Origin of the sequence: Lentzea alba (assembly GCF_047445655.1) — a bacterium.
GTDB classification, from domain to species: domain Bacteria; phylum Actinomycetota; class Actinomycetes; order Mycobacteriales; family Pseudonocardiaceae; genus Lentzea; species Lentzea alba_A.
Window position 1 is genome coordinate 132,989 of record NZ_JAJAEG010000006.1, and the last position, 26,582, is coordinate 159,570.

28 protein-coding genes are annotated in these 26,582 nt (G+C 68.1%); 13 read left to right on the plus strand and 15 right to left on the minus strand.

Features of this window, described 5'->3' with window-relative positions; all coding sequences use genetic code 11:
- Nucleotides 1-15: 15 nt before the first annotated feature.
- Nucleotides 16-1,203, minus strand: coding sequence for a cytochrome P450 (locus tag LFM09_RS11560; protein WP_414096364.1), 1,188 nt, complete (start codon nucleotides 1,201-1,203; stop codon nucleotides 16-18).
- Between the two features lie 24 nt (nucleotides 1,204-1,227).
- On the opposite strand from LFM09_RS11560, the gene LFM09_RS11565 reads away from it, so the two are divergent.
- Entirely contained in the window at nucleotides 1,228-1,677 is a 450-nt protein-coding gene (locus tag LFM09_RS11565; protein ID WP_414096365.1) for a MarR family winged helix-turn-helix transcriptional regulator, read from the plus strand.
- On the opposite strand, the gene LFM09_RS11570 is transcribed toward LFM09_RS11565, so the two are convergent.
- Nucleotides 1,670-2,692, minus strand: coding sequence for a hypothetical protein (locus tag LFM09_RS11570; RefSeq protein ID WP_414096366.1), 1,023 nt, complete (start codon nucleotides 2,690-2,692; stop codon nucleotides 1,670-1,672). The genes LFM09_RS11565 and LFM09_RS11570 overlap by 8 nt on opposite strands.
- A 39-nt stretch (nucleotides 2,693-2,731) precedes the next feature.
- Here LFM09_RS11570 and LFM09_RS11575 point away from each other — a divergent pair, with 39 nt between their 5' ends.
- Nucleotides 2,732-3,382 (plus strand): response regulator transcription factor, encoded by a 651-nt coding sequence (locus LFM09_RS11575; protein WP_414096367.1) that lies wholly within the window; start codon nucleotides 2,732-2,734, stop codon nucleotides 3,380-3,382.
- Complete coding sequence (locus LFM09_RS11580; protein ID WP_414096368.1) at nucleotides 3,379-4,623, plus strand: sensor histidine kinase; 1,245 nt, start codon at nucleotides 3,379-3,381, stop codon at nucleotides 4,621-4,623. Before LFM09_RS11575 ends, LFM09_RS11580 begins: the two co-directional genes overlap by 4 nt.
- Here LFM09_RS11580 and LFM09_RS11585 read toward each other — a convergent pair.
- Nucleotides 4,604-5,092, minus strand: coding sequence for an SgcJ/EcaC family oxidoreductase (locus tag LFM09_RS11585; RefSeq protein ID WP_414096369.1), 489 nt, complete (start codon nucleotides 5,090-5,092; stop codon nucleotides 4,604-4,606). The two genes, LFM09_RS11580 and LFM09_RS11585, sit on opposite strands and share 20 nt — an antisense overlap.
- A gap of 123 nt (nucleotides 5,093-5,215) precedes the next feature.
- On the opposite strand from LFM09_RS11585, the gene LFM09_RS11590 reads away from it, so the two are divergent.
- Entirely contained in the window at nucleotides 5,216-5,593 is a 378-nt protein-coding gene (locus tag LFM09_RS11590) for a PH domain-containing protein (RefSeq protein WP_414096370.1), read from the plus strand.
- Here LFM09_RS11590 and LFM09_RS11595 read toward each other — a convergent pair.
- From LFM09_RS11595 to LFM09_RS11605, 3 genes are all read right to left on the minus strand, one after another.
- The gene (locus LFM09_RS11595; RefSeq protein WP_414096371.1) at nucleotides 5,551-5,796 is read right to left on the minus strand and encodes a hypothetical protein; all 246 of its coding nucleotides are present in this window, start codon (nucleotides 5,794-5,796) and stop codon (nucleotides 5,551-5,553) included. The two genes, LFM09_RS11590 and LFM09_RS11595, sit on opposite strands and share 43 nt — an antisense overlap.
- 144 nt (nucleotides 5,797-5,940) lie before the next feature.
- Nucleotides 5,941-6,384, minus strand: a complete 444-nt coding sequence (locus LFM09_RS11600; protein ID WP_414096372.1) for a hypothetical protein — start codon at nucleotides 6,382-6,384, stop codon at nucleotides 5,941-5,943.
- A gap of 104 nt (nucleotides 6,385-6,488) precedes the next feature.
- Nucleotides 6,489-7,148: a winged helix-turn-helix transcriptional regulator gene (locus tag LFM09_RS11605; RefSeq protein WP_414096373.1), complete on the minus strand. Its 660-nt coding sequence runs from the start codon at nucleotides 7,146-7,148 to the stop codon at nucleotides 6,489-6,491.
- Between the two features lie 94 nt (nucleotides 7,149-7,242).
- Between LFM09_RS11605 and LFM09_RS11610 the strand changes: the two genes are divergently transcribed.
- From LFM09_RS11610 to LFM09_RS11620, 3 genes are all read left to right on the plus strand, one after another.
- A complete protein-coding gene (locus tag LFM09_RS11610; protein ID WP_414096374.1) occupies nucleotides 7,243-8,388 on the plus strand; it encodes an acyl-CoA dehydrogenase family protein in 1,146 nt (381 codons plus the stop codon).
- Nucleotides 8,389-8,454: 66 nt separating this feature from the next.
- Nucleotides 8,455-8,862 carry a VOC family protein gene (locus LFM09_RS11615; RefSeq protein WP_414096375.1) on the plus strand — a complete coding sequence of 136 codons (408 nt, stop codon included), beginning with the start codon at nucleotides 8,455-8,457 and terminating at the stop codon, nucleotides 8,860-8,862.
- 61 nt (nucleotides 8,863-8,923) lie between these two features.
- Nucleotides 8,924-9,325, plus strand: coding sequence for a class I SAM-dependent methyltransferase (locus LFM09_RS11620; protein ID WP_414096376.1), 402 nt, complete (start codon nucleotides 8,924-8,926; stop codon nucleotides 9,323-9,325).
- Here LFM09_RS11620 and LFM09_RS11625 read toward each other — a convergent pair.
- Nucleotides 9,300-9,776 (minus strand): hypothetical protein, encoded by a 477-nt coding sequence (locus LFM09_RS11625; RefSeq protein ID WP_414096377.1) that lies wholly within the window; start codon nucleotides 9,774-9,776, stop codon nucleotides 9,300-9,302. The two genes, LFM09_RS11620 and LFM09_RS11625, sit on opposite strands and share 26 nt — an antisense overlap.
- 47 nt (nucleotides 9,777-9,823) lie before the next feature.
- Nucleotides 9,824-12,757 carry a glycoside hydrolase family 9 protein gene (locus LFM09_RS11630; protein WP_414096378.1) on the minus strand — a complete coding sequence of 978 codons (2,934 nt, stop codon included), beginning with the start codon at nucleotides 12,755-12,757 and terminating at the stop codon, nucleotides 9,824-9,826.
- A 140-nt stretch (nucleotides 12,758-12,897) separates the two neighbouring features.
- Here LFM09_RS11630 and LFM09_RS11635 point away from each other — a divergent pair, with 140 nt between their 5' ends.
- From LFM09_RS11635 to LFM09_RS11650, 4 genes are read left to right on the plus strand one after another with little or no spacing between them, the layout of a single operon-like run.
- Nucleotides 12,898-14,139, plus strand: coding sequence for an ABC transporter substrate-binding protein (locus LFM09_RS11635; protein ID WP_414096379.1), 1,242 nt, complete (start codon nucleotides 12,898-12,900; stop codon nucleotides 14,137-14,139).
- Nucleotides 14,136-15,005: a carbohydrate ABC transporter permease gene (locus LFM09_RS11640; protein WP_414096380.1), complete on the plus strand. Its 870-nt coding sequence runs from the start codon at nucleotides 14,136-14,138 to the stop codon at nucleotides 15,003-15,005. The genes LFM09_RS11635 and LFM09_RS11640 overlap by 4 nt, the downstream gene beginning before the upstream one ends.
- A complete protein-coding gene (locus LFM09_RS11645; RefSeq protein WP_414096381.1) occupies nucleotides 15,002-15,808 on the plus strand; it encodes a carbohydrate ABC transporter permease in 807 nt (268 codons plus the stop codon). The genes LFM09_RS11640 and LFM09_RS11645 overlap by 4 nt, the downstream gene beginning before the upstream one ends.
- A 14-nt stretch (nucleotides 15,809-15,822) precedes the next feature.
- Nucleotides 15,823-16,824, plus strand: coding sequence for a LacI family DNA-binding transcriptional regulator (locus LFM09_RS11650; protein ID WP_414096382.1), 1,002 nt, complete (start codon nucleotides 15,823-15,825; stop codon nucleotides 16,822-16,824).
- Here LFM09_RS11650 and LFM09_RS11655 read toward each other — a convergent pair.
- From LFM09_RS11655 to LFM09_RS11685, 7 genes are all read right to left on the minus strand, one after another.
- Nucleotides 16,793-18,514, minus strand: coding sequence for a DUF2264 domain-containing protein (locus tag LFM09_RS11655; protein WP_414096383.1), 1,722 nt, complete (start codon nucleotides 18,512-18,514; stop codon nucleotides 16,793-16,795). The two genes, LFM09_RS11650 and LFM09_RS11655, sit on opposite strands and share 32 nt — an antisense overlap.
- Before the next feature lie 88 nt (nucleotides 18,515-18,602).
- On the minus strand, nucleotides 18,603-19,553 hold the full coding sequence (locus LFM09_RS11660) for a hydroxyacid dehydrogenase (RefSeq protein WP_414096384.1): 951 nt from the start codon (nucleotides 19,551-19,553) through the stop codon (nucleotides 18,603-18,605).
- The gene (locus LFM09_RS11665) at nucleotides 19,550-20,383 is read right to left on the minus strand and encodes a carbohydrate ABC transporter permease (RefSeq protein ID WP_414096385.1); all 834 of its coding nucleotides are present in this window, start codon (nucleotides 20,381-20,383) and stop codon (nucleotides 19,550-19,552) included. The genes LFM09_RS11660 and LFM09_RS11665 overlap by 4 nt, the downstream gene beginning before the upstream one ends.
- Nucleotides 20,383-21,258: a carbohydrate ABC transporter permease gene (locus LFM09_RS11670; protein ID WP_414096386.1), complete on the minus strand. Its 876-nt coding sequence runs from the start codon at nucleotides 21,256-21,258 to the stop codon at nucleotides 20,383-20,385. The genes LFM09_RS11665 and LFM09_RS11670 overlap by 1 nt, the downstream gene beginning before the upstream one ends.
- Complete coding sequence (locus tag LFM09_RS11675; protein WP_414096387.1) at nucleotides 21,255-22,553, minus strand: ABC transporter substrate-binding protein; 1,299 nt, start codon at nucleotides 22,551-22,553, stop codon at nucleotides 21,255-21,257. Before LFM09_RS11675 ends, LFM09_RS11670 begins: the two co-directional genes overlap by 4 nt.
- 32 nt (nucleotides 22,554-22,585) lie before the next feature.
- On the minus strand, nucleotides 22,586-23,614 hold the full coding sequence (locus LFM09_RS11680) for a substrate-binding domain-containing protein (protein ID WP_414096388.1): 1,029 nt from the start codon (nucleotides 23,612-23,614) through the stop codon (nucleotides 22,586-22,588).
- Complete coding sequence (locus LFM09_RS11685) at nucleotides 23,607-24,794, minus strand: MFS transporter (RefSeq protein ID WP_414096389.1); 1,188 nt, start codon at nucleotides 24,792-24,794, stop codon at nucleotides 23,607-23,609. Before LFM09_RS11685 ends, LFM09_RS11680 begins: the two co-directional genes overlap by 8 nt.
- Before the next feature lie 48 nt (nucleotides 24,795-24,842).
- On the opposite strand from LFM09_RS11685, the gene LFM09_RS11690 reads away from it, so the two are divergent.
- Nucleotides 24,843-25,244, plus strand: coding sequence for a helix-turn-helix domain-containing protein (locus LFM09_RS11690; protein ID WP_414096390.1), 402 nt, complete (start codon nucleotides 24,843-24,845; stop codon nucleotides 25,242-25,244).
- 115 nt (nucleotides 25,245-25,359) lie between these two features.
- Complete coding sequence (locus tag LFM09_RS11695) at nucleotides 25,360-26,490, plus strand: DUF222 domain-containing protein (RefSeq protein ID WP_414096391.1); 1,131 nt, start codon at nucleotides 25,360-25,362, stop codon at nucleotides 26,488-26,490.
- Nucleotides 26,491-26,582 lie beyond the last annotated feature (92 nt).

Below are 26,582 nucleotides of genomic sequence, written 5' to 3' on the forward strand. Positions count from 1 at the left end.
CTGCGGCGGCACCCGTCACGTCAACAATTGACGTCCTGTCTCAGCACGGACTTTCCAGCGCACGGGCAGGTCCATCACACCACCTACGAGCTGGTCCTCGCGCGGGCTCAGCTCGTCGATCCCGACCGCCAGCTCGAAGGTGTCGAATCTTGTTGTCAGAGCAAGGAAAACCTCGGTCAGCTCGACCCGCGCGAGCGGGGCGCCGACGCAGAACCGCGGACCGAAGCCGAACGTGAGGTGCGGGTTGGACTCCCGTCGCGCGAAAACCGCCGGTTCCGGGAAGCGCTCCTCGTCGTGGTTGGCCTGCTCGATGCCGAGCATGACCAGGTCGCCGGCCGGGATGTGCACGCCGTCGACGTCGAGGTCGGCCAGCGCGTACCGGGGCAGGCCGGCCTCGTTGACCTGTGCCTTCGTCGGCGCGGGCAGACGCAGGATCTCCTCGACGGCGTCGGAGATGCCGGACGGGTCTTTGCGCAGCGAGTCCCACTGGCCGGGGTTGAGGCTCAGCAGCATGACGCCGCGGTCGATGGCGGCGACGGTCGTCTCGTGGCCCGCGAACAGCAATCCGGCGCTGAGCTGCGCGATCTTCTCCTCCTGACCGGCCGAGCTGCTCTCGATCAGGCGGCTGATCACGTCGTCGCCGGGCTCGGCCTTCCTCCGTTCGACCAACTGGCCCATGTAGGCGAAGAGCTGTCCCAGGCCTGCCAACGACTTCTGCTCGTCGTTGATCAAACTCGCGGCTTCCGACCACTCGCGGAAGCGGGCCCGGTCCTCGAACGGGACACCGAGCAGCTCGCAGATCACCAGCACCGGCAACGGAAACGCCACGGCCTCGTGGAAGTTGGCCGGCTGGTCCTGCTTCACCAGCTCGTCCAGCAATCCGTCGACGAGCTGCCGGACGCGTGGGCGCATCGATTCCATGTGCCGTGCGGAGAACGACGGCGCCAGCGAACGGCGCATCCACGCGTGGGCCTCGTACTCCTCCTCCATCGTGCCCTGGTTCGGCTTGCCCAGGATCGCCGAGTCCGTGAACCGCGGCGCGTTGGCCGGGTCGGGGTGCGAACGGCCGAGCCTGCGGTCCGCCAGCAGGGATTTGACCTGGTCGTAGTCGGTGACCAGCCAGGCCAGGTCGCCGGCCGGTGTGGGTACGCGTTTGACCGTCATCGTGGATCCCCCTGATCCGTCGTATCCGACGCGTCGCATCCAACGTACCTTAGAATTCGCGGCATGGTCGACGAAACCTCGTTCCGGGACGCCGAGTCCGTGATGGTGCACCTGCGGGCGCTGCGGCAGGAGCTGTTGACGACGTCGATCGAGCCCAGCGGAGATCAGGCCCGCAGCGGGCTCACCCAGCCCCAGGTCAGCCTGATCCGGTCGCTGGTGACGGACGGGTCGGCGACGGTGACCGAGCTGGCGCGGCGGCTGAGCCTGTCGCACTCCACGACGTCCGGGATCGTCGACCGGCTGCAGGCGCGCGGACTGGTTTCCCGCAAGCCTGATCCGCACGACCGCCGCTACACGCGGATCGAGGTGACCGCGCCGGTGCAGGGTTACACGCGCGATCTGGAGGAAGGGCCGTACGGACGCCTGACCCGTGCCCTGTTCGAGGCTTCCCCGGCAGAACGCAAAGCCGTGCTCGACGGGCTGGAGACCTTGCGGGCGTTGCTGGCTAGGTGAGGCGCCAGAGTCGTTCGCCCGCGATGACGAACACCTGACCGCCGACCGTTTCCGCGGCCTTGACCTCGCCGGTGGGGCCGTCCGCCGGGCGTTCGTCCTTTTCGGACACGAGCTTCACCCCGTTGTGGTCGATGAACAACGTCGGCGTGCCGTTGACCGGGACGGGTGCTGAGAGATCGGCGTCGTCGCTCACCGGGATGTCCGGGGTGGTGACCTTCGTCCACTGGTCGCCGGACTTCCACCACGCGAGCTTGCCCTTGCTGCGGCCCACGACGTGGCAGGTGCCGTCCCAGCAGCGGGCGGCCAGCGCGGCGTCGCCGTCCGGGAGCGTGGCCGTGGTCCAGCTGGTGCCGTCGAACTGCCAGACCGCGGCGCTCACCACGCCCTTCGCGATCTGCCAGCCGACGACGAGGGCGCCGTCGCCGTTCGGGGTGACCGCGAGCGGGAACCTCAGCAGCTCCTGCGAGCTCTCCAGCGCGGTGCCGGCGGAGGGCTGCCGGGTCCACGTGTCCTGCGCGTACGTCCAGGTGGCGATGTCGAGGCCGGCCTTGGCGCTCTGCCAGGACCCGATGATCAACGGCCCCTGCTTCGTGCGCACCACGCCGATCAGCTCGCCCGCGCCGTAGCCGCCGAACGTGCTGAAGGCCTGTGGTTTCTCGTTGATCTGGCGGGTGTCGCCGGTCCAGGCGCTCCACCGGACGTTGCCGTGCGCACCGCCGCGTTCGCCGCCCACACCGGTGATGGTGGTGCCGTCGGAGGCGAGGCCGTACCAGTGCGCTTCCTTGCCGTACGGGGTCGCCGGGGTGAGGCGGACGTTGGACTGCGTGCCGGTTTTGTCGCGGGTGACCAGTTCGGGGTGGTCGGTGGGGCGGGTGCCGATCACCAGCAGGTCGCCGTGCGTGGTCAGCGCTTCCGCAGGCGCGGTGAGGTCGACCGCGGTGAAGCCGACCGCGTTGTCCGCGATCGACGAACAGCCGGTCAGGACGAGCAGAACCGCGATCGTCAGCCTCCGCATGCGCGCCAGTATGCCGGGTCGGTGGAATGATCAGCGGCCATGCGGGTGCTGCTGGTGGAGGACGACGAGCCGATCGCGGAATCGCTCACACGCGGGCTGTCCCGCTACGGCTTCGAGGTGCGGTGGGTCCGGACGGGCGCGGAAGCGCTGGCTGCCGAGGACGACGCCGCCATCGTGCTGGTCGACCTGGGTCTGCCGGACATGGACGGTCTGGACGTGTGCCGGGAGCTGCGGGCGCGCGGTGACGTGCCGATCATCGTGATCAGCGCGCGGTCCGACGAGGTGGACCGGGTGGTCGGGCTGGAGATCGGGGCCGACGACTACGTCACCAAACCGTTCGGGGTGCGGGAGGTCGTGGCGCGCATGCGGGCGGTGTTGCGGCGCGTGCAACCCGCGCAGCCCGCGGAGCAGCACGGGCGGTTGCGGATCGATCGGCGGACGCGGCGCGTGCACCTCGACGGGGCCGAGGTGGTGCTGGCGCCCAAGGAGTTCGACCTGCTGGCGTTCCTGGCCGAGGAGCCGGGGTCGGTGTTCACCCGCGAGCAGATCATGGAGGCGGTGTGGGACGAGAACTGGTTCGGGCCCACCAAGACGTTGGACGTGCACGTGGGGGTGTTGCGGCGCAAGCTCGGTGACGCCGCTTCGCTGGAGACCGTGCGAGGTGTGGGTTTCCGGTTGGTGCTGGCATGATCCGGCAGCTGGCCTGGAGCTACGTGCTGCTGGTCGCGGTGGCGATCGCGGCGTTCACGGTGCCGGTGGCGTTCACGCTGAACAACCAGCTCTACGGCGACGCGGAGAACACCGCGCGGCGCGAGGCCGACACGGCCGCGCTGTTGCTGGCCTCCGGTGACATGCGGTCGTTGAGCGCGCTGGTGGACGCCTACGAACGGCAGACGCTCGGGCAGATCGACGTGCTCGGGCCTGAACCCGAAAGCAAGGTCTGGGACTCCGAGGGGCTGAAGCTCACGGTTCCGGCCACGCGACCGGACGGCACCGTGGTCGGCGCGATCCGGCTGTCCTATCCGGACGGTCCGATCACCGACCGGCTGTGGCAGATCTGGGGTTTCCGCGCGGCACTGGCGGTCGGGGTGCTGCTCGTGGCGGCGTTCCTCGGGCTGTGGCTGGCGCGGCGGGTCACGCGGCCGTTGCGCGAGCTGAACGCGATGGCCGGGCGGCTGCGCGACGGCGACCTGACCGCGCGAGCCGAGGAGACCGGGCCGCCGGAGACGCGCACGCTCGCCCGCACGTTGAACACGGCCACCGAGACGATCGGCACCCTGGTCGGCTCGCAGCGGGCGTTCATCGGCGACGCCTCGCATCAGCTGCGCACCCCGCTGACGGCGTTGCGGCTGTCGCTGGACAACGTGGCCGACGGCGTCGACGACCCGCACGTGCGCGAGGACGTCGAGATGGCGACGGCCGAGGTCGTGCGGATGTCGCGGCTGGTCAACGGCCTGCTGGCGCTGGCACGCGCCGAGGCGAACGTCGCCCACCCCGAACCGGTGCAGGTGCTGGACGTCGTCGCCGAACGGTTCACCGCGTGGCGGGCAGCTGCCGACGAACGCTCGATCTCCCTCGTGAGCGAGGGTTTCGACATCCGGGTGCTGGCGACGCCGGGACACCTCGAGCAGGTGCTGGACAACGTGCTGTCCAACGCGCTGGAGGTGTCCCCCGACGGCGCCACGATCCTCGTCCGCACCACCCGGCCGGGCCTGCTGGAGATCATCGACTCCGGGCCCGGCCTCGCCGAGGCCGATCGCCTGCGGGCGTTCGACCGGTTCTGGCGCGGTCAGGGACTGACCGGCAAGGGCGGGTCCGGGCTCGGCCTCGCGATCGTGAAGCAGCTCGTCACCGACGACGGCGGCGCGGTGTCGCTGGACGCCGCGTCCGGTGGCGGGCTGTGCGTGCGGATCAGGCTTGCTCCGGCATAGCCGACGAGTGGTGGTTCACGATGAGCCACTTCCCCTCGATCTTCTCGTAGACGAACGTGTAGCGGGCGTCCACAGTGGTCGGCTTGCCCTCCTTGGTGAGCGCGAACCGGTAGGTGCCGGCGTCGATCGCGTCGTCGGCGTTGAGGACGGCGACGTGCGAGTCGAGGATCTCCCCGCTCGGCTTGTTCTGCAGGAAGTGCTCGAAGTAGTCGACGATCTCGGCGCGTGTCGACCGCACCTGGTTCGACACCGTGGGCAGCAGGACCGCGTTCGGAGCGTAACGATCGGCCACCTTCTGGGCGTCACCCGTTGCGAGGGCAGCGTTCCAGTCGGCGAACAGCGCCTTGATCTGGTCCGTCGTGGGCTTCGCGTCGGCGTTCCCCGCGGTCTGCGCCGGTGCGGTGGAGCATCCGACGGTCAGCGCGGCGATACCGGCCAGTGCGGCGGCTCCAACAAGGTTCTTACGCATCGTTGAGGTTCTCCCCGATCGAGTGGCTGTTGAACACCACTTTCGGGTAACGCCCGGAAGCGCTCGGACAGGAGACGTGCAGGGCCGGGACAAGGTTCGGGAAAGCCTGGTAAACGTGGACGTATGGGACTTCTCAGCGGAATGATGGGGAACGCGTCGAAGCTCGACCCGAGGGCCGCCGCGAAGGAGTTCGGGCGCCTTCTGGCACAGGGGGAACAGGTTCACGCGGCCTACCAACTGGTGCGCGACTCGTTCGTGTTCACCGACCGGCGCCTGATCCTGGTCGACAAGCAGGGCATGACGGGCAAGAAGGTCGAGTACCACTCGATCCCGTACCGGGCGATCACGCAGTTCTCGGTGGAGACGGCGGGTCACTTCGACCTGGACGCTGAGCTGAAGATCTGGGTGTCGAGCCACGACGTGCCGATCTCCAAGCAGTTCGGCAAGGGCGTCGACGTCTACGAGGTGCAGGCGCTGCTGGCGGCGTTCGTCGCGCGGTAGGTCGTCACCTCACGGCCGGGGTGGCCGGTGACGGGCCGCGGCTGCGAGCTGAGTGCGACGGCGATCTCGGTCAGCACCACGATCACGGCGACGAGCACGTGGTTGGTGTCCAGCAGGAGGTCCAGCGCGGTCAGCAGAGCCGACGCGACCCGGCTGCGGACCAGCACTCGCATGATGACGGTGGCGCAGCGGGTGGTGGACATTTCCGTTCCCTTCCAAGGATTTTCGCTCTCACGGATACGTCGAACCAGACCGTCCCGTTTCGACATCAGCGGAGGAAGATCCTGGTCCCGCAACGAAAAAATCCCCGCCGGCCTGGTGGCCGACGGGGATTTCCGTTGCGGGGTCTAGCGGGCCTGCAGCATCGGGCGGAACCTGTCGCGGTACGCCCAGGCCAGACCGATCTCGGCGGCGACGACGAGGACCGCCACGGTGGTACCGGCCGGCTCCAGGAAGACGTGGAACAGGAAGATGTTCACGACCATCGGGGCCAGCATCGCGAGCGCCAGCGGGACGAACCTGCCGACGATCAGCAGGATGCCGGACAGCAGTTGCACACCGGACGCGAGCTGCAACATGTAGCCGGTGGCGTAGAGAGCACCGCTGAACGCCACCCCCTCCGGCGCCATCGTGCTGGGATCCGGAGCGGGCATGAACATCAGGAAGCCGTTCAGGCCGGTCGTGGCGAACAGCAGGCCGGTCAGCACACGGGTCACGATCGTGGCGTAGCGACCGACCGCGGACTTGCGGGCAACGCGAGTGGCGGCGGCGGTGGAGATCGTGGCGGTCATGGTTCCTCCTGGGCTGTCGTGTCCTTCCACTCATGCGTCGAACAGGCACCCGCCCGGATCGACACGACAGCCCAGAAAATCTTCAAAAAACTTGTTCGCGCTGGTCAGGACCTCGCAGCACGCACGTACTCAGCGACCGGGCTGAGCTTCAGCCACTCCGGCAACCCGCGCACGACCCACCTCTGACCGGTCAGCTCGATCGTGCCCGCGCGCACCGCATCGAGCAGCTCGAACTCGCCCTCCCACATCCGGAAGAGCGTGGCGAGGTCGGACGCCAGCACCGCGTCGACCTCCAGACCTGGATCGGTGTAGCAGACCGAGGCGTCACCGGGTTCGACGACGAGCCAGAACGTGCGGCGCCGGTCGTTGACGCGGATCTCGATGTTGGCGCGCTTGGACAGCGAGCCGGTGTCGATGCGGCCGTGCATCCACCACATCAGCACCTCGGGGTCCAGCTCGTCGGCGCGCGGGTCGCCGAACGCGTACCGGGCGCCCCAGTCGGCGAGACCGAACACCAACGGGCGCAACGCCTCCCCGGACGGCGTCAGCGTGTAGCCGTCACCGGTCCGCTCGACCAGGCCGGCGTTCGCCAGCTGCCGCAGCCGCCGCGACAGCAGGGCGCGCGAGAGTCCCGGCAGACCCCGGGACAGCTCGTTGAAGCGCGAGGCACCTACGAGCATGTCCCGCACGATCAGCAACGTCCACCGGTCGCCCAGCACCTCGACGGCGCGGACGATCGGGCAGTACTGCGCATACGTCCTCACAGGGAAAGTCTCCGTCGCCGCGGAGGTTTCGTTACCGCCGTCCGGTTCACTTTCAGAACTACCTGCGGGGCTTGTGCGTTCTTACGTTCGTCTCATGACAACTCTTGAAACACCACGGGTGACCAGCACGTTCCCGACCGTGACCAGAGACGACGACGCGAAGTTCGTGGAGATGGCCGCCCGCATCGGCGCCATCGCGGCCAAGCACGCCGCCGAGCACGACCGCGATGCCTCGTTCGTGAGCGAGGCGTACGAGGCGATGCGCGAGGAGGGCTACCTGGCGTTGGCCGTACCCGAGGAACTGGGCGGGCTCGGCGCCACGATGCGCCAGGTCTGTTACGCACAGGCCGAGCTCGCCAGACACGACGGCGCGACCGCGCTGGCCGTCACCATGCACCTGTACCTGACGCTGATGCAGGGGTACCGCCGCCGCAAGGGCGCGCCGGACGCGGAGGGCGTGCTGCGGCGCGTCGCGGAGGAAGGCCTGGTCATCGCGACCAGCGGCGGGTCGGACTGGCTGTGGCCGACGACGACCGCGACGCCGGTCGACGGCGGGTTCCTGGTCTCCGGCCGCAAGTCGTTCTGCAGCCAGTCGCCGCGGGCCGACGTCGTCGCGACGTGCGCTGTTCTGGGCGAGGAGGTGCTGCACTTCAGCGCGCCGCTGAGCGCTGAGGGTGTGCGCATCGAGGAAACGTGGGACACGCTCGGCATGCGCGGCACGGCCAGCCACGACGTGGTGCTGGAGGACGTGTTCATCCCGGCCGAGAAGATCGCGGCGCGCCGGCCGTACGGGGAGTTCGGCGGGCCGCTGTTCGCCGCCGTCGTCCACTTCGCGCCGGTGGTCGGGGCGACCTACTACGGCATCGCGGCAGGTGCGCGGGACGTGGCGGTGCGGTCGACGTCGAAGAACGCCGTGCGCCAGATCGGTTTGATGGACTACAAGCTGCGCACCGCGTGGTGGTCGCTGATGGGCGCGGTCGAGGAGCTCGGCACCGACTACACGGCCAACTCCGAGTCGACCGTGACGGTGATGCTGGCCAAGCGCCAGGCCGTGGTCGAGGCCGTCGAGGTCGTGAACATCGCGATGGAGGTCCTCGGTGGACGGTCGTTCTTCAAGCGTTCACCGCTGGAACGCGCTTACCGCGACGTGCGCGCCGGCACGTTCCACCCGCTCAACCCCGAAGCCACACTCATGTACGCAGGCAAGGTCGCGCAGGGTGATCCAGGGGTCACCGAATAGGTTCAAGTTGTAGGCGTGCCAAGGGTTTGCAAGGATTCGGGTCCGTCTTCCTAAGGAGCGATTCCGGTGGCAACTCGCCTCAACCCGTATCTGCGCTTCGACGGTTCCGCACGTCAGGCCATGGAGTTCTACCACTCGATCTTCGGCGGCGAGCTGAAGATGAACACCTTCGGCGAGTTCGGCATGCAGGACACGCCGCAGGCCGACCAGATCATGCACGCCCAGCTGGAGACCCCCGACGGCTACACGCTGATGGCCTCCGACACGCCGCCCGGCATGGGCTACAACCCCGGCGACACCATCACCATCTCCCTGTCCGGTGACGAGGAGAAGCTGAAGGAGTACTTCACCGCGCTGGCCGAGGGCGGCAAGGTCGGTACCCCGCTGGAGAAGCAGATGTGGGGCGACGAGTACGGCGACCTCACCGACAAGTACGGCATCAACTGGATGGTCAACCTGGGCGGCCTGGGCTGATCCTGCGGTGGCGGGGCTGCGGTAGTGGCCCCGCCCGCCGCGCTGTCGCATCATGTGGACCATGAGCGAGCGTCTGCGGTGCGTGGTCGACCAACTCGCGATCCGCCCCGGCGAGCGGGTGCTGGAGATCGGCTGCGGCCAGGGCGTCGCGGCCACCATGGTGTGCCAGCTGCTGTCCACCGGCACGCTCACCGCGATCGACCGGTCCACGAAGATGGTCGAGGCGGCGACCCGCCGCAACGCCCCGTACGTGGCGTCCGGCAAGGCCGAGTTCCTCATCGCGTCGCTGGAGGACATGAACCTCGGCGATCGGCGCTTCGACCTCGTGTTCGCCGTCCGGGTCGGGCTGTTCCACCGCGATCCGGACCGCGCGCACGCCCTGGTTCAGCCGTGGCTCGCCCCCGGCGGCCGGGTGTGCACGTTCTTCGACACACCCGCTAGATCCGCCCGAACAGGTCGTTGATCAGCTTCTTCGACGGCTCGACGCCCGACGGCGAGACGACCTGGATCTCCACCTTGCCCTTGCGGGCGGTGACGGTGTGCTGCGCGGTCTCCGACTGGCCGGTCGTGACCTCGTACGCCTCGTCGTGGAAGCCCTCGATGGCCTTGGCCGTCTCCGGCTTGGCCTTGGCGAACGTCGCGGCGGTCGCGCCGGTCGTGAACCGCACCTCGACCGGCATGCCGGAACCCACATAACGGCAGGTGGTGACCGCCTTGTCGACGGTTTGCTGCTGGCCCTGCAGGCGCAGGCCCAGCGCCTTCCCCACGACCGACGAGTTGGCGTTCCCGCAGTTCGGGCCGTTGCCGGGTTCCTGCTCGACCGTCGTCGGGACCGGGGCCTGCGTCGGGGCGGCGTCCGGCTCGGACGTGCAGGCGGCAAGCAGGAACACAGCGGCGAAGAGGGCGATGCGCACACCGGTACATCGAACGGACGCCCAGCGCGTTACGACTCCCTCCCCCGTCAGGTGCCGTCGATCAGCCGAACGGCCAGCGCGGGACTGAACTGACCGGCGGGCACGGTCGGCGCGATGCCGCACTCGCCGTCGGAGTTGCCGGGCGTCTTGACCCACAACAACATCTCCGCGCCGCCACCGACCTGGGCGGGAGTGCCGAGGCGACGGCCGGCCGGGTTGCACCACTCGCCGTTGCTGCCGTTGCCGTTGCGGCTGGTGTCGACGACGAACCGCGGGCTGCCACCCATCGCGGACGCGACGGAGTTGGCGTACGACACCGAGGAGCTGGTCGTGTAGTAGTTCGACACGTTCACCGAGAAGCCGCGCACGTTGCGGACGCCGGCGGCACTCAGGCGCGACGCCATCGCCGCCGCCGGGACCCAGCCCGCGTTGCCGCCGTCCAGGTACGCGAAGGTGTTGGGCGCCTTCTGCTGGAACATCTGCGTCGCGTAGACGAGCATGCCGAGCCGTTCGTCGATCTGGGCCTGGGTCATGCACTCGAAGTCACCCAACGCGTCCGGCTCGATCACCACCACCGCCGGTTTGGTGCCGATGCCGGCGGCGAACGACGAGATCCACGTGCGGTAGGCGGCGGGAGTGCCCGCGCCGCCGCCGGAATGACCGCCGCACGCGTCGCGACCCGGCAGGTTGTAGGCGACCAGGACGGGCAGCTTGTCGTGGCCGTCGGCGGCACCCGTGTAGTTCGCGACCACAGAACCGATGTCGGCGTCGTTGCCGAACCAGCGCGCGATCGGCTTCGACCCGATCGACGACTGGATCCGCGCGGCCCGCGAGTCGCCGGGGTTGGTGCGCGCCCACACGGCCGGAGCCGAGTTCGGGTTGACGTAGAAGCCGCTGGTCAGGTCGATCGGGTTGGCCGCCACCGTGAAGGTGCCCTGGTCGGCGAACGCGGTGATCCACGCCAGCGCGGAGTTCCAGTTGATCGCGACCTCGTTCGTCGACCACGAGCCGATGTCGTCGATGTGGCACTTCGCGGGGGCGCAGCCGCGCAGGTTCTGTTGCGCCACCGGGTCCTGCAGACCGGTGTTCGGGCCGCCCGCCAGCGCGCCGGGTGGCGGGTTGGGCAGCTTCGGGTCGAGCTGGTGGGCCCAGTGGCGGTGGTGCTGGTTGCGCGCGTCGCGTTCGCCGTAGCCGGTGACGAACGACCGGTTCACCGCGTTGCGGCCCAACAGGTAGTCGAACGACTCCAGCACCGCGTCCCGGTAGCGCTGCTGGTGGGTGAGGTCGTAGGCGAGAGCCATGATCATCGCGGCGTTCGCGGTGGAACTGGTCGAACCCCACAGGTAACCGGGCGCGGGGTCCGGATAGCCCTGCTGCCGCAACGACTTCAGGTAGCCGTTGGCGACGGTCAGCAACCGCAGCCCGGCGGTGATCACCTTCGCGACGGGGAACCGTGACGGCACCCGCAGGATTGCCAGGTCGGCCAGCGCACCGGTGTCTTTCCAGGAGAAGCCAGCTGCGGTGAGCGTGGTGTTGATGCGCCCCAGGTACTTCCGGTCCCCCGTCATCGCGTACAACTCCGCCGCCGCCCAGGAGAACTCGTCGCGGACATCGGTGTCGTCGTACGGGCCGCCGCCTACGTTGTCCTCTCGCGGCGCGTACACCGCGGGGTTCTGCACGGCCGCCTGCCACGCGCGTTCGGCTGCGATGAGGCATCGGGGATCGTTGAACACCCGCGCGCAACGGGCGCCGGCGGCGGCGAGGTTCAGCGTGGCCGCGGTGGAGACGCCGTGCAGGTAGCGGGGTTGTGGATCGAGGTGCGGGAGCGTCGGCAGCGGCGTCCAGGCGAGGTCGTGGATCTTGTGGTGGACCATGCCGGACGGTGCCTGCATGCGCCGCAGGAAGTCGACCTCCCACAACGCCTCTTCGCGCAGGGCCGGGTCCGGCTTGCGTTCGTACGCGTCCATCAGCTGCCACGCGGCCAACGCACCGTTCACGACGTACTTGCCGTGATCACCCGCGTCGTACCAGCCGCCGCGCACGTCCAACGAGTAGTCGCACACGCCCGGCAGGCACGGCACCGACGCGTCGCTCAGGTGACCCGCGGGCCGGGCGTAGGCCTCCCCCACCCGCTCAGCTTCGATCGGGGTGCCACTTCTGTTGTGGTAGAAGTACTCCAGCGCGTCCTTCCGCAACTTCCCGTACGGGTTCGCGGAGATGTCGAACGGCAACGAGACGTCCTCGCCGACGACCAGCGTGAAACCGGTGCCCTCCCGGCGATATGACGTGAAGTCGGCGATGTGCACGTGGTCGCGGGACATGGCGTCATCACCGCGTACCTGTGTCCGTCCACTCCGGACTGCGTTGCCCGTGGCGTCCTTCAACGTCCACGGCACCGGCTTCGTCGACGGATTCACGATGGTGGCGCGTTTCGGGCCGTCCAGCGCGTAGGCGTGCTGGTTGACGCGGATCGGTGAACCGTACGTCCAGCCGCCGCCGGGTGGGATCGCACCGCCGGTCAACGAGACGTCGTCCACGCACAGCGTGTACGGCTCGGCAGCGCCACCCATCTGGAACGACACCTGCTGGTGGATGTCCGAGACGGTCGAGCTCCCGGTGAACTCGAACGTCTGCTGCGTGCCCGACAGGGCGGCCGGCTTGTTCAGCGTCGACTGCACGGCCGCGCGGATCGTCACAGGTCTCGTGGCCGACGCGGTGAACCTGAGCGTGTAGGGCTGACCGGCTTCGAGCGGCACGTCGTTCTGGCCGACCATCGAGTTCCACGGGTTGACGGTCCCGGCCGGAACGTCGGCGCACAGCCGGCCGTCGACGATCTTCGACGGCGTGTTCGCGCTGCTCCACCACGGTGTCTTGCCCGCGTCGAAGGAGCCGTTGAGCACGCGTTCGTGCCCGGCCGCCTGCGCCGGGTTGGCGAGGGACAGGACGAGGACGGTCGCGGTGAAGCTGAGTCCAACAGTCATTGGTGGCCTCTTCACAGATGCATGATCTCGTGGTTACAGTCCTGTAAGCGCTTCCAATTTCGGCGAACTGTACGCCACATCACAGCACTTCAAAAGACCGTAATCGCTTCCGGAACAACCGCCGGACCTGGAGGTACCCGATGTCGAGACTCTTCGCGCTGACCGCCGTGGTCGCGCTCTCAGCGTTGCCCGCCTGTGGCGCGCCTGCCGACGACGGCACGACCTTGATCGTCAAGACGTTCAGCCAGTTCGGCTACGAGGAGCTCTACCGCGAGTACGAGGCGGCGCACCCCGGCGTCAAGATCAAGGAGGAGAACATCGGCAAGCTCGGCGACTACACGCCGAAGCTGCAGCAGTGGATGCAGACCGGCAAGGGAGCCGGGGACGTGGTCGCGCTGGAGGAGGGCATCCTCGTCCAGTTCATGGCCAAGCCCGGTCAGTTCGTCGACCTGCGCGAACACGGCGCCGCCGAGTTGGAGCCGAATTTCCTGCCGTGGAAGTGGAAGCAGGCCGTCACGGGCGCCGGCAAGATCGTCGGACTCGGCACGGACGTCGGCGCGCAGGGCATGTGCTACCGCAAGGACCTGTTCGCTCAAGCCGGCCTGCCGACAGATCGCGAGCAGGTTGGCGCGCTCTGGCCGACCTGGGACGCCTACATCGAGGTCGGGAAGCGGTTCACCGGAGCCAAGTTCTTCGACTCGGCCGGTGGCGTCTACCAGAACGTCCTGATGCAGCAAGGCGATCACACCTACTACGACACGTCGAACAAGCTGGTCATCGACAGCAACTCCGGCGTGCGCAAGGCGTGGGACACGACGGTGAAGATGATCGAGGCCGGGCTGTCGGCCAACGTCGAGCAGTGGAGTCCACAGTGGAACGCGGGCTTCAAGAACGGCGCGTTCGCCACGATCCCGTGCCCGTCCTGGATGCTCGGCACGATCGAGAAGCAGTCGGGGCCGGAGCTCAAGGGCAAGTGGGACGTCACGCGGGTGCCGGGCGACGGTGCGGTGCGCGGCGGCTCGTTCCTCGCCGTGCCCACGCAGAGCAAGCACCAGAAGGAAGCCGCTGAGCTGGCGAAGTTCCTGACCAGCGCTCGTGGGCAGACTGCGGCGTTCAAGTCGAAGAACAACTTCCCGTCGTCACCGCAGGCGATCGACGACCCGGCGGTGCGCGAGTTCACGAACCCGTACTTCAACGACGCACCGGTCGGGCGGATCTTCGGGGAGAGCGTGAAAGCGTTGAAGCCGGTCTACCTCGGGCCGGACAACATCGCGATCAACGACCGCGTGGTGAACGCGCTCACCGCCGTGGAACAGAAGAAGCTGACCGCCGGCGACGCGTGGGCGAAGGCTGTCGACGACGCGAAGCGGCTGGTCAAATGACGCGGCTTTCGCCGTACCTGTACGTCGCGCCGTTCTTCGTGATCTTCGCGGCGTTCGGCCTGTTCCCACTCGCGTACACGGCCTGGGTGTCGTTGCACGAGTGGGACATCGCCGGGCCGGGTGCGTTCGTCGGTCTGGACAACTACGTCGCGCTGTTCGGTGATCCGGACTTCTGGAACGCCACCGGCAACACCATCGGCATGCTCGTGCTGGCCACCGTGCCGCAGCTGTTCTGCGCGCTGGTGCTGGCGTCGTTGCTGAACCAGAAGCTGCGCGGGCTGACGTTCCTGCGGATGGGCGTGCTGCTGCCGATCGTCACGTCGGTGGCGGCGGTCGGCATCGTGTTCAGCCAGATCTTCGACCGCGACGCGGGCATGGCGAACGGGTTGCTCGGGCTGGTGGGCGTCGCTCCGATCGACTGGCACGCCGACAAGTGGTCGTCGTGGACCGCGATCGCGACGATGGTGAACTGGCGCTGGACCGGCTACAACGCGTTGATCTACCTGGCCGCGATGCAGGCGGTGCCGAAGGACCTGTACGAGGCAGCCACTGTGGACGGTGCGTCGAAGGTGCGGCAGTTCTTCAGCATCACCGTGCCGAACATCCGCCCGGCGATCCTGTTCACCGTGATCATGTCGACGATCGCGGGCGTGCAGCTGTTCACCGAGCCGCTGATCTTCGCGCAGGGCGGGTTCGCGATCTCCGGCGGCAGCCTGCGGCAGTTCCAGACCCTGTCGATGTTCATGTTCGAGAAGGCGTTCCGCGACTTCGACTACGGCTACGGCTCGGCCGTGGCGTGGCTGATCTTCCTGCTGATCACGCTGCTGGCCGTGGTGAACTTCCTGATCACGAGGAGGGGCCGATGATGGTCCGGCTGACGCTGGCGGCGGCGATCGTGCTGTCGGCGTTCCCGCTGTACTGGCTGTTCGTGGTGGCGACGCGGGCCAACGACGTCGTGGGCGACTGGCCGCCGCCTCTCGTGCCCGGTGGGAACCTCTGGGACAACGTGGCGCGGCTCTTCGACGCCGAGCAGGCGAACTTCCTGCTGGGCATGGGGAACTCGGCGCTGTCATCGGCGGTCGTGACGGTCTCGGTGGTGTTCTTCAGCTCGCTGGCCGGGTTCGCGTTCGCCAAGCTGCGGTTCCGCGGCCGCAACGCGCTGCTGCTCGTCATCCTCGGCACCATGATGATCCCCGTGCAGATGGGCATCATCCCGCTGTACCTGATCATGGTGGAGCTCGGCTGGCAGAACCGGCTCGAAGCGATCATCGTGCCGTCGCTGGTGTCCGCGTTCGGTGTCTTCCTGATGCGCCAGTACGCGGAGAAGGCGGTGCCGGACGAGCTGATCGAGGCCGCGCGGGTCGACGGCTGCTCGACGTTCCGGATCTACTGGACGGTCGTGCTGCCGGCGCTGCGGCCGGGCGCGGCGGTGCTGGGGCTGTTCACGTTCATGGGGACGTGGAACGAGTTCCTGTGGCCTTTGGCGGTGCTGGAGGCGGACAACCCGACCGTGCAGTTCTCGCTGTCCCAGCTGTCCACGACCTACTACACCGACTACACGCTGATGTTCGCCGGCGCGCTGGTGTCGACGGTGCCGTTGTTGGTGGTGTTCGTGCTGTTCGGACGGCAGATCATCGGCGGGATCATGGACGGCGCGATCAAGGCGTGAGGCACACTATGAGCATGTCCAACCGCCCGGTGACCGTCGACGACGTGGCAAAACACGCGGGAGTGTCCATCGGCACCGTGTCGCGGGTGATCAACAACGCTCCACACGTGAGCCGCAAGTCCCGCGACGCGGTCGAGCGCGCCATCGACGAGCTGGGCTACGTGCCGAACAAGACCGCGCAGTCGCTGGCCGGGCAACGGCGCGGGTCGGTCGTGCTGGCGATCTCCAGCGACGATCCGGGGCTGTTCGCGAACCTGTTCTTCGCACAGGTCGTCACCGGGGTGAACGCGGTGGTCGAGGAGACCGACCTGGAGCTGCAGCTGGTGCTGGCGGCGTCGGAGAAGGGCAGGGCGCGGCTGTCGCGGATCTTCCGGTCCCGGGCGGCGGACGGCGTGATGCTGCTGGCGTTGAAGGAGAACGACCCGCTGTCGGCGCTCGCGGAGTCCAGCGGGCTGCCGGTGGTGCACGGTGGCCGGTCGCTGGACTCCGAACCGCGGTACTACGTCGACGCGGACAACCGCGGTGGGGCCCGGGAGGCCGTCGAGTACCTCATCTCGTCGGGGCGGCGGCGGATCGCGACGATCACCGGGGCGCAGGACCAGCACGTCGGTGTCGCGCGGTATCTCGGGTATCGCGAGGCCGTGGTGCTGGCCGGGCTCGACGACTCGCGGGTCGCGCACGGCGATTTCAGCGAGGCCGGTGGGGCTGCGGCGATGACCTCGCTGCTCGACCGGTTCCCGGACCTGGACGCGGTGTTCGTGGCGTCGGACGCGATGGCTGCCGGGGCGTTGTCGGTGCTGGCGGGTCGCGGGGTTCAGGTGCCCGGGGACGTGGCAGTGGTGGGGTTCAACGACATCGTGACGGCGCAGCACACGACGCCGGCGTTGACCACCGTGCGGCAGCCGATCGACGCGTTGGGGCGGGAGATGACCCGGATGTTGCTGCGGCTGATCGACGGGGACACGCCGACGTCGTTGATTCTGCCTACGACGTTGGTGCGTCGAGAGTCAGCCTGAGGATCTCCTCGACGCGGGCCTCCCAGTCCGCTTCCTGGACAGTGCCTCCGAGGACGGCGACCGCGGCGAGGGTGACGGTGCCTTCGACTTCCGCGGTCAGCGTCGGAACTTTCACCTGCGGGTTGAATGCTGTGCCCTGAGGCGCGGTCAGCCACCCCACACCCGTCCAGCCCCTGACGTTGACCAGCGGTGACGGCAGGTCAGTCGCCCACCCCGTCAGCTCCACCCGCGTGCCGGGCGGTGCCCCGATCACCCGGTGGATCCGCAGCTCCTGGTCGTCCCACACGGCCGTGACGCTCTCGATCCGCAGCCCCGGCACCATCGGCTGGTGCGCGTCGAACACCGGCCGGTGCCAGGACGCGGCCCAGTTGTCCCGCGCGCCCAACGGGTGGATCCTGCGGCGGACGCTGCGATCGCCCCTGATCACGAGGCTGACGTGGTTGTCGGAGGGGTTCTTCGCGGACGTCGGCCCGGTGACGGTCGAGTAGGCGAAACGGCTGTAGAGCGGGTCGTCCTCGGTCGCGTACTCGCCCTCGAACGGCCGGACGTGGTCGCTGCCGTGGTTGTGCAGCCTGGTCACGCCGTCGTGCTTCTGGATCAGCAGGCCTGGTCCGGGGAGCGCAAGCGTTTGGTTCTCGTCGGAACGCTCTTCGGCCGCGGTCCACAGTGGATGATCCGCGTCAGCGAGCAGGCACACGAACGCCTTGGACGCCCAGTACGGCGACGCCGGCCCCGAGTAGGGCTGGAGCGTGGCCTCGTGCGGGCCGTGCCAGCCGAGGTTCAGCAGGCCGCCGGTGAGCGAGCCGCGGTCGAGGAAGTACTTGAGACAGTTGCTGATGAGGTGGCGGGAGTGGCCTGGACTCAGTGGTGTGTCGCCCGTGACCGCGCCGAGTGCGATGGCTGAGGCCGCCGCGAACCGGTAGGTCAGGGACCGTCCGAAGTAGATCGGGGCGCCGTCCGCGCCGAACAGCAGGTGGAAGCTCTCCAGGTGTTCTTTCAGGTGTGTGGTGATCGGGTTGCCGTCGAGGAACGCGTCGAGCGCCGGGTAGAGGTGCAGGGCCCAGCCGTTGTAGTGGTCGAACGCGCGGCCGTCGCCGTCGGAGTACCAGCCGTCGCCGCGGTACCAGCCTTCCAGCAGGTCCATCGCGCGGCGTTTCGCTTGGCGGGTCTCGTCGTCGCCGCGGCCGGCCGACTCCAGGAAGGCGGCGACGGTGTACGGGAAGAAGTACCAGTTGTTGGCCGCAGGGACGTGTCGGAGCGCCTCTCGCAGCCAGGCTTCTGCCCGGTCCTGCTGTGAGGTTGAGAGCTTGTCCCACAGCCACGGCTTGGTCAGGCGCAGGCCCAGTGCGACCGAGGCCGACTCGACCATCGGCTGGCCGACGTCGGTGATCGCGGGCCACTCCCCCGCCGTGCCCGCGACGAGGCCGGCGGCGTAGCGCTCCAGCCAGTTGTGCGGGTCGTCGCCGTGCGCGGTGCGGAAGGCGGCGGCCAGGAACGTGCGGGCGTAGCCCTCCAGGCCGTCGGAGCGCACGCCGCTGCGGGAGGGGCGGCCGGGCAGGTCGAGGAACGCCTGGTCCGGGGAGGCGTACCGCCAGGCGGCGTCGAGGAGGCCGTCGGCGGTGGCCACCCAGTGGTCGCGGGTGAAGCCGGTGTGCGGGCTGAGGGTGCGGTCGTCTTCAGGCAGTTTCACGCGATACGGTCCCCTCGTTGCTCGTCAGGCAGCATCACGCCATCCGGTCCCCATCGATCCACAGGCACTCGTGGCCTCGTCAGCGGCATCACGCGATCTGTTCCCTTTTCTCCGCGGGCACCGGCGTCAAGAACGGCTCCCCGTTGACCCACCGCCGCACCTCCTCGACCGCATGACGTCCGAGGCGCCCCCACTCGTTGCCTTGCGACCCGGCAAGATGCGGCGTGATCAGCACGTTCTCGCTGCTCCACAACGGATGATCCGCAGGCAACACCTCGGGATCCGTCACGTCCAGCACCGCCCGGATCCGCCCGACCTCCCCAACCAACGCGTCCTGGTCGACCACAGCCCCACGAGCCGTGTTGATCAGCACCGCGTCGTCGCGCAGCAACCCCAGCAGCTCGCGACTGACCAGACCGCGCGTCTCCGGCAGCAACGGCGTGTGCACGCTGACCACGTCGCTGCGCCGGAACAACTCCGGCAGCGACACGGACTCGGCACCGTCCACTTCGGTCACGAACGGGTCGTGCACCAGCACGTGGAAATCGTACGGCCGCAGCAGCTCGATCACCCGCCGGCCGATCATCGACGCCGACAGGATGCCGACAGTGGCGCCGAAGTTCCCGACGGTCGCGGGGATGTCGTAGTAGTCGATCGACTTGGCGGCCTTGTACGAACGCGCACGCTCCAGGACCCGCTTGCCGCTCAACAGGATCATCGCGAGCGTGTACTCGGCGACCGGCAGTGCGTTGGCCGACGCGGCCGAGGACACCACGATGCCGCGATCCCAGCACGCATCCGTGACGAAGCCGCGCACCGAACCGGCGGTGTGCACGATCGCCTTCAACCGGGGCAACCGGTCCAGCACCGACGCGGTGATCGGCGGGCAGCCCCAGCCGGTGACGAGCAGGTCGACGTCCGGAAGCTCGTCAAGATCCTGCACGACCGGGCCGAAGGAGCAGATCGCCTGGAGATCGTGGAGGACGGGCGCGAGGACGGACGTGACGGCGTCCAACGACATCGCGCCCGCAGCCCTCACTTGACGGCTCCCGCGGTCATCCCGGCGCGCCAGAACCGTTGCAGCAGCATGAACGCGAGGATCAGCGGCAGCACGGCGAAGAGCGATCCCATGATCACCACCGGGTAGTACTCGGGCGACACCGTGGCCGAGCTGTTCCACTGGTAGAGGCCGAGGCTCACCGGGTACAGCTTCTGGTCGGACAGCATCACCATGGGCAGGAAGAAGTTGTTCCAGATCGTGGTGAGCTGGAACAGGAACAACGTGATCATGCCAGGGCCGAGCATCCGCAGCGCGACCTTGAAGTAGGTGCCGAGATCGCCGGCGCCGTCGATGCGGGCCGCCTCCAGCACCTCGTCCGGCACGTAGCCCTGGCTGAAGATCCGGCCGAGGTAGACGCCGAACGGGTTGAACAGCGCCGGGATGAACACCGCCCAGAACGTGTTGACCAGGCCCGCCTCGGACGCCATCAGGTACAGCGGCAGCGCGAGCACGGTCTGCGGCACCATCACGGCGGCGAGCACCAGGCCGAAGAGCTTTTCCTTGTGACGGAACGAGTACTTGTCGAACGCGTAGCCCGCCGCGATCGAGATGAACGCGCTCGCGGCCGCGCCGATGACCGCGTACAGGATGCTGTTGAGGTACCAGCGGCTGTAGAGGCCCTTGTCCATCGCGAAGAGCTCTTTGACGTTGTCCACGAACGAGAAGTTGCTGAAGGAGAACAGGTCGCTCTGGAACAGCGCGTCGACGTTCTTGGTGGCGGCGAGCAACAGCCAGAGGACCGGCAGCAGGGTGTAGAGCACGGCGACGCCGACTACGACGTTGACCGTGGTGCGGCCGAGGAGGGTCATCAGGCGGCCTTCCTGTTCGTCCAGCGGGTGACGCCGTAGGAGAGCGCGACCGTGAAGGCCAGCAGGATCACGGACGCGGCCGCGGCGAGGCCGTAGTTGTTGCGGGTGAAGGCGGCGTCGTAGATGTACATGCTCGGCGAGAAGCGGGCGCTGATCATCGGGGTGGACTGGCTGAGCAGCACGGGTTCGGTGAAGAGCTGCAGCGCCCAGATCAACGTGAAGATGCCGACCGTGACGATCGCGCCGCGCACCAGCGGGGTCTTGATGCGCAGGGCCTGCTTCACCGGGCCCGCGCCGTCGACGACCGACGCCTCCAGGACTTCGCGCGGCACGGCCTGGAGAGCCGCGTAGAAGATCACCATGTTGTAGCCGAGGTTGCTCCACAGGGCGATGTTCACGATCGACGGCAGCACGGTGTTGATGCCGAGGAAGTTGATGTGGATGTCGCCCTTGGCGAACAGGTCGATGATCGGACTGAGACCAGGGGTGTAGAGGTAGAGCCAGATCAGGGCCGCGATAATGCCGGGGACGGCGTGCGGCAGGTAGAGGCCCATCTGCGCCCACGAGCGCAGCTTCGCGACGCCGGAGTCCAGCAGCAGCGCCAGCGTGAGCGCGCCGACGACCATGAGCGGGATGTAGATCAGGCAGTAGAGGATGACGGTGACGAGGCCGCCCAGGAACGTCGGGTCGCTCAGCACCGCGACGTAGCTGCGCAGGCCGACGAAGACCGTGCTCTCCGGGCCGAACCCGAGCCCCGGCTGGTCCTGGGCGAAGAAGCTGAGCCAGATCGCGGTGCCGGTCGGGATGAGGAAGACCGTGACGAGCAACAGGAAGAACGGCGCCATGAGGACAGCGCAGGCGAGTCTGCCCTTCACCGCTCAACCTCCTCTGTGGACAGTCCGAGCGCCTTGAGGTCGGGCATGGTGCCGCGCTGGGCCTCCCTGACCGCGTCGATCAGCGTGCCCTCACCGGCGCCCGCCTTCGCGAAGCCGTCCTGCATGACCCGCTGGGTGGCGGTCATCCGCGGGCCCCACACCCAGCCGTCACGGATCTTGTCGGCCTCCTGCTTGAAGAGCCGGTAGATGTCCTGGCCGCCGTAGTACTCGGCGGGGAACGCCTTGGCGCCCGCCTCGACCAGGCCGGGCGCGACCGGATACTGGCTGCTGGTACCGCTTTTCAACCGGGCCGTGAGCGCGTCGGGGTGGGTGGTCTGCCACTCGATGAACTCCATGGCCGCCTCGGGCTGCTGGGAGTCCTTGGTGACGGCGAACGTCGAACCGCCGTGCGTGCCGACCGCGGGCTGGTCCCAGACGGGCATCGGGGCGATGCGCCACTTGCCCTTCTGGCCGGGGCGCGCTCGCATCTGGGCACCCGCGTCCCAGGCTCCGCTGAGCCTGGTGAACACGAGGTCCTGGCCGACCTGGGCGTCGTGCTGCTTGCTGTCACTCGCGTTGCGGAAGACCAGGTCCTCGTCGATCAGGCCCTGCCAGTAATCGGCGACCTCGCGCGTGGGCCCGTCGGCGAGCGAGACCTGCCACTTGCCGTTGCCCGTGTCGAACCACTTCGCGCCGGCCTGCCAGGCGAAGCACGCGAACTGCATGGCGCCGTCGGTCGGGAACAGCACGAGCTTCTTGTTCGGGAACTTCGCTTTGACCTGCCGGGCGAGCGAAGTGAACTCCTCCCAGGTCCGGGGGATCTCGAAACCGTTGGCCTCGAACAGGTCCGCGCGGTAGTGCAGCACCATCGGCTCGATGTCGAGGGGGACGCTGAACACGCGGTTGTCGAACGTCGTGAGCTTGAGCGCCTGCGGCAGCAGCTTCTGCTTGAGACGGTCGGTGACGAGGTCGGTGATGTCCCGCGCGACGCCGTCGATGGCGTAACCGGGCACCTGCGGGTACTCGATGGTCGCGACGTCGGGCGCGTTGCCCGCGCGTGCCGCGTTGCTGAGCTTCGCGTAGCCGCCCTGCCCGCCGGAGGGGATCTGCTGGAAGATCACCCTGATGCGGTTCTGCGTGGAGTTGAACGCGTCGACGACCTGCTGGCTACCGCGCAGGGCCGACCAGAACGTGATCTCAACCGGGCCTCCGGCACCGCGGCGTTGCGGGGTGGAACAGGCCGCCAGTGGTGCCGTGAGGCCCGCCGCGAGGAGTGTGCGACGACTCAGGCGCATGTCCGCATCCTGATCGCCTGATCGGTTTTACGTCAAGAAACGGTCAAACGCTCAGTCGATGAGCGGACCTTCAACCCGGGCAGCAGCTCGATGCGTTCGGTGCTGCGGCCTGGGCTTTCGAGCTGCTGGAGGAGCAGCCGGGCGGCCACCTTGCCGACCTCGGTCTTCGGCGGTGCGATCGCCGTCAGCGGGATGCTGCCGAGCGCCGCGACCACGTCGTCGTACGCGACCACCGAGCAGTCTTCCGGCACCGCGATGCCCGCGTCAGCCAGCTGCTGGACCAGCATCAACGCGTCGACGTCGCCGTGCATGATCGCCGCTGTCGCTTTGTGCTTCCTCAGGATCTCGGCCAGTCCGACGTCCGGTGAGCTGCGGACCGTGATCGCGTCTTCGAGGTCGGCCGAGATCTCCTTGAACGCCTTGCGCACCGCGCGCGCCGTCGGGCTGTCGTCGCGTGCGGCCAGCACGATCCGTCGGTGCCCGAGGTCCGTCAGGTGCTTCACGGCCAGGTGCACGCCGTACCAGTGGTCCGAACACACCGAGTTCATCGCCCTCAGGTGGCCGCTCGGCCGGCGTTCCATGAGGACGGTCGGCACCCCGGTCTCGGCGAGCCAGTCGTCGGCCGTCTCCTCTTCGTGAGTCCGCCATCTCGGCGCGATGAGCAGGCCCTGCACCGGTTCGGCGAGCGCCCGATCCACGATCGGCTGCTCGGCACCGGTGACCTGCGGCGCGATGTGCAGAACGACGCGCACGCCCGCTTCTTCGAGCACCGTGCGTGCGCCGTTCATCGTCTCGTACAGGTACGTGTGGCGTTCCGGCACAACGAGCGCCACGGCCCCGTTCGCCGGTTGGGCCGGCTTGGGCTGCTCGACCGGCGTCAAAGTCCTCGCCACGCCGTGCCCGCGGCGCAGGCGTCCCTGGCGGGCGAGCTCCTCGACGTCACGCCGGATCGTCACGATCGACACGTCCAGCTCACTCGCCAAATCGCTCACCCTGACGGTGCCCCGCGACGCCACGACCGCGAGAATCCGCTGCCGTCGCACCTCGCTGGGCTCACGCATGGGCGTCCACCTGTTCGTTTGAGCGTTTTGTGGCGAGCATAACCCGCGGCACGGTCACGGCGGCGGCCAACGCTCCGATCGCGGTGATCGCCGCCGCGGTCATGGCCGCGAAGTGCAGGGAAGCGCTCTCTGCGAGCCACGGCCCCGCCAATGCCCCGGTGAGCGTCGCAAAAGCCTCCACCACGAGGAAAGCCGCGCTGATCCGGCCCAGGTGCGCGTTGTCCGCCACCCGTTGCAACGCCGTCTGCGGGGCCACCACCGTGACCGATCCGAACATCCCGATCACCGTCGCGGCGATCATCGCGGTGGTGAGGTCGTGGGCGCTGAACAGCACTGCGAACCCACCGGCCGTCGCCAGCTGCGCCGCCGCGAGTGCGGTCCTCAGCTGAATCCTGCCGAGCCACCTGGCCAGGACCGCCCCGCCCAGAAACCCGATCCCGAGTGCGGACAGGACGAACCCGACCTGCGCGCTGCCACCGAGGTTCCGGACGCCGAACGGCACCAGCAACGCGCTCAGCGCCGCGTTGGCCAGGAGGAACACACCGCTCAACGGCAACAACACCCGCGCCAGCTTCAGCTGCTTGAACACCTTGAAGTCGAACGTCACGCGCTCTTGCCGAATCGCTTTTCGCCTGCGGGTGAGAGCGATCGCCGCGGCCGACACCAGATAACTGGCGACGTCCAGGCAGATCAACACCTCGAACCCGGCCCACACCAGCAGAACTCCCCCGAGCGGTGGTCCGATCAGGCGCACCACGCCGTCCGTGGCGGCGTTCCACGAGTTGGCGCTCGTGAGTCGCTCGCCGGTCCCCACCACGGCCGGCACGTGCGCCTGCGCGGCGGGCCGGAACAGCACCGCCCCAACGCTTTCCGCGATGACGGCCACGTAGATCGCGGCCGGCGTACCGATCAGCATCGCCGCGACCGCACCAGCCCGGAACAGGTCAGCCACGATCATGACCCGCCGCCGGTCCCACCGGTCGACCAGCACTCCGGCGATCGGTCCGAGCAGCAACGCCGGCAGGTACTCCGCAGCCAGCGTCAGACCGGTCGCGAACACCGAGCCGGTCAACGCGTAGACGTGCGCCGGCACCGCCACCACCAGCAACCACGATCCGAGCAGGCTGATCGCCCGCCCACCCCACAGGAACCGGAAGTCCCTCATCCCCCAGGCACTCATACTCACAAGACACTTGCTTGCAGTCTGTGTTCTGTCAAGATACTTGCCGTGGACTCTCTCGGACCTGCACTCCGCACCCTTCGCCAGGCCAGTGGCCGGACTGTCGCCTCCGTCGCCGCCGATGCCGGACTCTCCGTGCCGTACATCGCGAACCTCGAGAACGGTCGAGGGAATCCCACGACCGGGGCGCTTGCCCGGCTGGCCGGCGCGCTGGGAACGTCGCTCAGGATCTCGTTCGGAGAAGCGTCGCCCGAACCTGTGCCGATGCCCGCGTCGCTTGTCCGGTTGCGGCGGACCGAGCGGTTTCGGCGTGCGGTGGTCGCGCTTGAGACAAGTCCCGAGGATGTCATTGCCGCTTTGGCCGCACTTGGGACGGTCGTCAATGCAAGCGAGCACGACTGGTGGCGAGTGCTCGACGCCCTGGTGCTGATTGCACAACACCCCTCATGACATTCTCTAGAGAGAAGAAAGCACACGATCCCGATGGCGCCTGACCTGCAGGTTCACCCGATCGTGCAGCACCGTTTGGTTATTCTTTGATTTGATCAAGAATAGAATAGGAAGCATGGAAGAGGTCAAGTTTCTGGACGCTCTCGCTTATCACGAAAAACAGATCTCCTATCACCAGGCGCAGTCGATGCGAGTGCTCGCTGACTACGCCATTGCGTGTGAGGGCGAGGAGTTCTTCGACGCCGAGATCGCCGCTGCGATGCGGTGGACGTCGCGGTGGACCACGGGCCAGATCGCCATGTCGCTCGACCTCGTGACCAAGCTGCCACAGACGCTCAACGCCCTGGAGAAGGGCGAGATCGACTTCTACAAGGCCCGCGTGCTCTACGACAAGACCGTGCCGCTGTCAGCCGATCAGGCCGCACAGGTCGAGGAACGCGTGCTGGTCAAAGCACCCGACCAGACCGGCGCGCAGATGCGCCAGCTCACCAACCGTGTCGTGATGCGCGTCGATCCCGAGGGCCACAAGGAACGCGCGGAGATGCGCAAAGCCCAGCGCTGCACGGGAATCGACGCGATGGAAGAGGACATGGCCCGGTTCTGGACCTACCTGCCCGCCCACCTCGCGACGGCCTGCTACCAGCGGGTCGACGCCATCGCCCGCCAGGTGAAGACGCCGACGGATCCGCGCACGCTGGATCAGGTTCGGGCGGATGTGGTCGCGGACTTGCTGCTCGCGACACCCGGCAAGGAGAGCGCGGTCAAGGTCGAGCTGTACGTGACGGTGTCGGCGGCAACGCTGATGGGCTTGTCCGAGCAGCCGGGCGAACTGGCGGGCCACGGCCCGATCACCGCCGACCTGGCCCGCGAACTCGCCGGAGACGCGACCTGGCGGCGCCTGCTGACCGACCCGGTGACCGGGGAGCCGCTGGAGTTCGGCACCAGTACCTACCGGCCGCCGAAAGCCTTGAAGCGGTTCGTGTGGATACGGGATCAGACCTGCCGGTTCCCCGGCTGCATGCGCCAGGCCCACAAGTCCGAACTCGACCACACGGTCCCGTTCCCGCTGGGCTCGACGTCGGAGGCGAACCTCGGCCCGTTCTGCAAACACCATCACCGCGTGAAACACCGCACGGCCTGGGAAGTCACCCAGCCGAAGCCAGGTCGGTTCTGCTTCCGCAGCCCGGCGGGGAAGAAATACCAGCGAGATCCAGAACCAGTGCTCGGCGACCTACCGCCGTTCTAAGAAGTAACCGATGTGCCGGAGGGACAGTCGGCTCGATCCTGTCGGGTTGCGAACTGTCAACGGCGCGCGAATCGTGGCTCTGGCACGGTTTC

What these genes read in the sequence shown, in the direction of transcription:
- LFM09_RS11560 (WP_414096364.1), bottom strand. Translation starts at nt 1,203, where the DNA reads ATGCGACGCGTCGGATACGACGGATCAGGGGGATCCACGATGACGGTC.
- LFM09_RS11565 (WP_414096365.1), top strand. Translation starts at nt 1,228, where the DNA reads ATGGTCGACGAAACCTCGTTCCGGGACGCCGAGTCCGTGATGGTGCAC.
- LFM09_RS11570 (WP_414096366.1), bottom strand. Translation starts at nt 2,692, where the DNA reads ATGCGGAGGCTGACGATCGCGGTTCTGCTCGTCCTGACCGGCTGTTCG.
- LFM09_RS11575 (WP_414096367.1), top strand. Translation starts at nt 2,732, where the DNA reads ATGCGGGTGCTGCTGGTGGAGGACGACGAGCCGATCGCGGAATCGCTC.
- LFM09_RS11580 (WP_414096368.1), top strand. Translation starts at nt 3,379, where the DNA reads ATGATCCGGCAGCTGGCCTGGAGCTACGTGCTGCTGGTCGCGGTGGCG.
- LFM09_RS11585 (WP_414096369.1), bottom strand. Translation starts at nt 5,092, where the DNA reads ATGCGTAAGAACCTTGTTGGAGCCGCCGCACTGGCCGGTATCGCCGCG.
- LFM09_RS11590 (WP_414096370.1), top strand. Translation starts at nt 5,216, where the DNA reads ATGGGACTTCTCAGCGGAATGATGGGGAACGCGTCGAAGCTCGACCCG.
- LFM09_RS11595 (WP_414096371.1), bottom strand. Translation starts at nt 5,796, where the DNA reads ATGTCCACCACCCGCTGCGCCACCGTCATCATGCGAGTGCTGGTCCGC.
- LFM09_RS11600 (WP_414096372.1), bottom strand. Translation starts at nt 6,384, where the DNA reads ATGACCGCCACGATCTCCACCGCCGCCGCCACTCGCGTTGCCCGCAAG.
- LFM09_RS11610 (WP_414096374.1), top strand. Translation starts at nt 7,243, where the DNA reads ATGACAACTCTTGAAACACCACGGGTGACCAGCACGTTCCCGACCGTG.
- LFM09_RS11620 (WP_414096376.1), top strand. Translation starts at nt 8,924, where the DNA reads ATGAGCGAGCGTCTGCGGTGCGTGGTCGACCAACTCGCGATCCGCCCC.
- LFM09_RS11630 (WP_414096378.1), bottom strand. Translation starts at nt 12,757, where the DNA reads ATGACTGTTGGACTCAGCTTCACCGCGACCGTCCTCGTCCTGTCCCTC.
- LFM09_RS11635 (WP_414096379.1), top strand. Translation starts at nt 12,898, where the DNA reads ATGTCGAGACTCTTCGCGCTGACCGCCGTGGTCGCGCTCTCAGCGTTG.
- LFM09_RS11640 (WP_414096380.1), top strand. Translation starts at nt 14,136, where the DNA reads ATGACGCGGCTTTCGCCGTACCTGTACGTCGCGCCGTTCTTCGTGATC.
- LFM09_RS11645 (WP_414096381.1), top strand. Translation starts at nt 15,002, where the DNA reads ATGATGGTCCGGCTGACGCTGGCGGCGGCGATCGTGCTGTCGGCGTTC.
- LFM09_RS11650 (WP_414096382.1), top strand. Translation starts at nt 15,823, where the DNA reads ATGTCCAACCGCCCGGTGACCGTCGACGACGTGGCAAAACACGCGGGA.
- LFM09_RS11665 (WP_414096385.1), bottom strand. Translation starts at nt 20,383, where the DNA reads ATGACCCTCCTCGGCCGCACCACGGTCAACGTCGTAGTCGGCGTCGCC.
- LFM09_RS11675 (WP_414096387.1), bottom strand. Translation starts at nt 22,553, where the DNA reads ATGCGCCTGAGTCGTCGCACACTCCTCGCGGCGGGCCTCACGGCACCA.
- LFM09_RS11680 (WP_414096388.1), bottom strand. Translation starts at nt 23,614, where the DNA reads ATGCGTGAGCCCAGCGAGGTGCGACGGCAGCGGATTCTCGCGGTCGTG.
- LFM09_RS11685 (WP_414096389.1), bottom strand. Translation starts at nt 24,794, where the DNA reads ATGAGTGCCTGGGGGATGAGGGACTTCCGGTTCCTGTGGGGTGGGCGG.
- LFM09_RS11695 (WP_414096391.1), top strand. Translation starts at nt 25,360, where the DNA reads ATGGAAGAGGTCAAGTTTCTGGACGCTCTCGCTTATCACGAAAAACAG.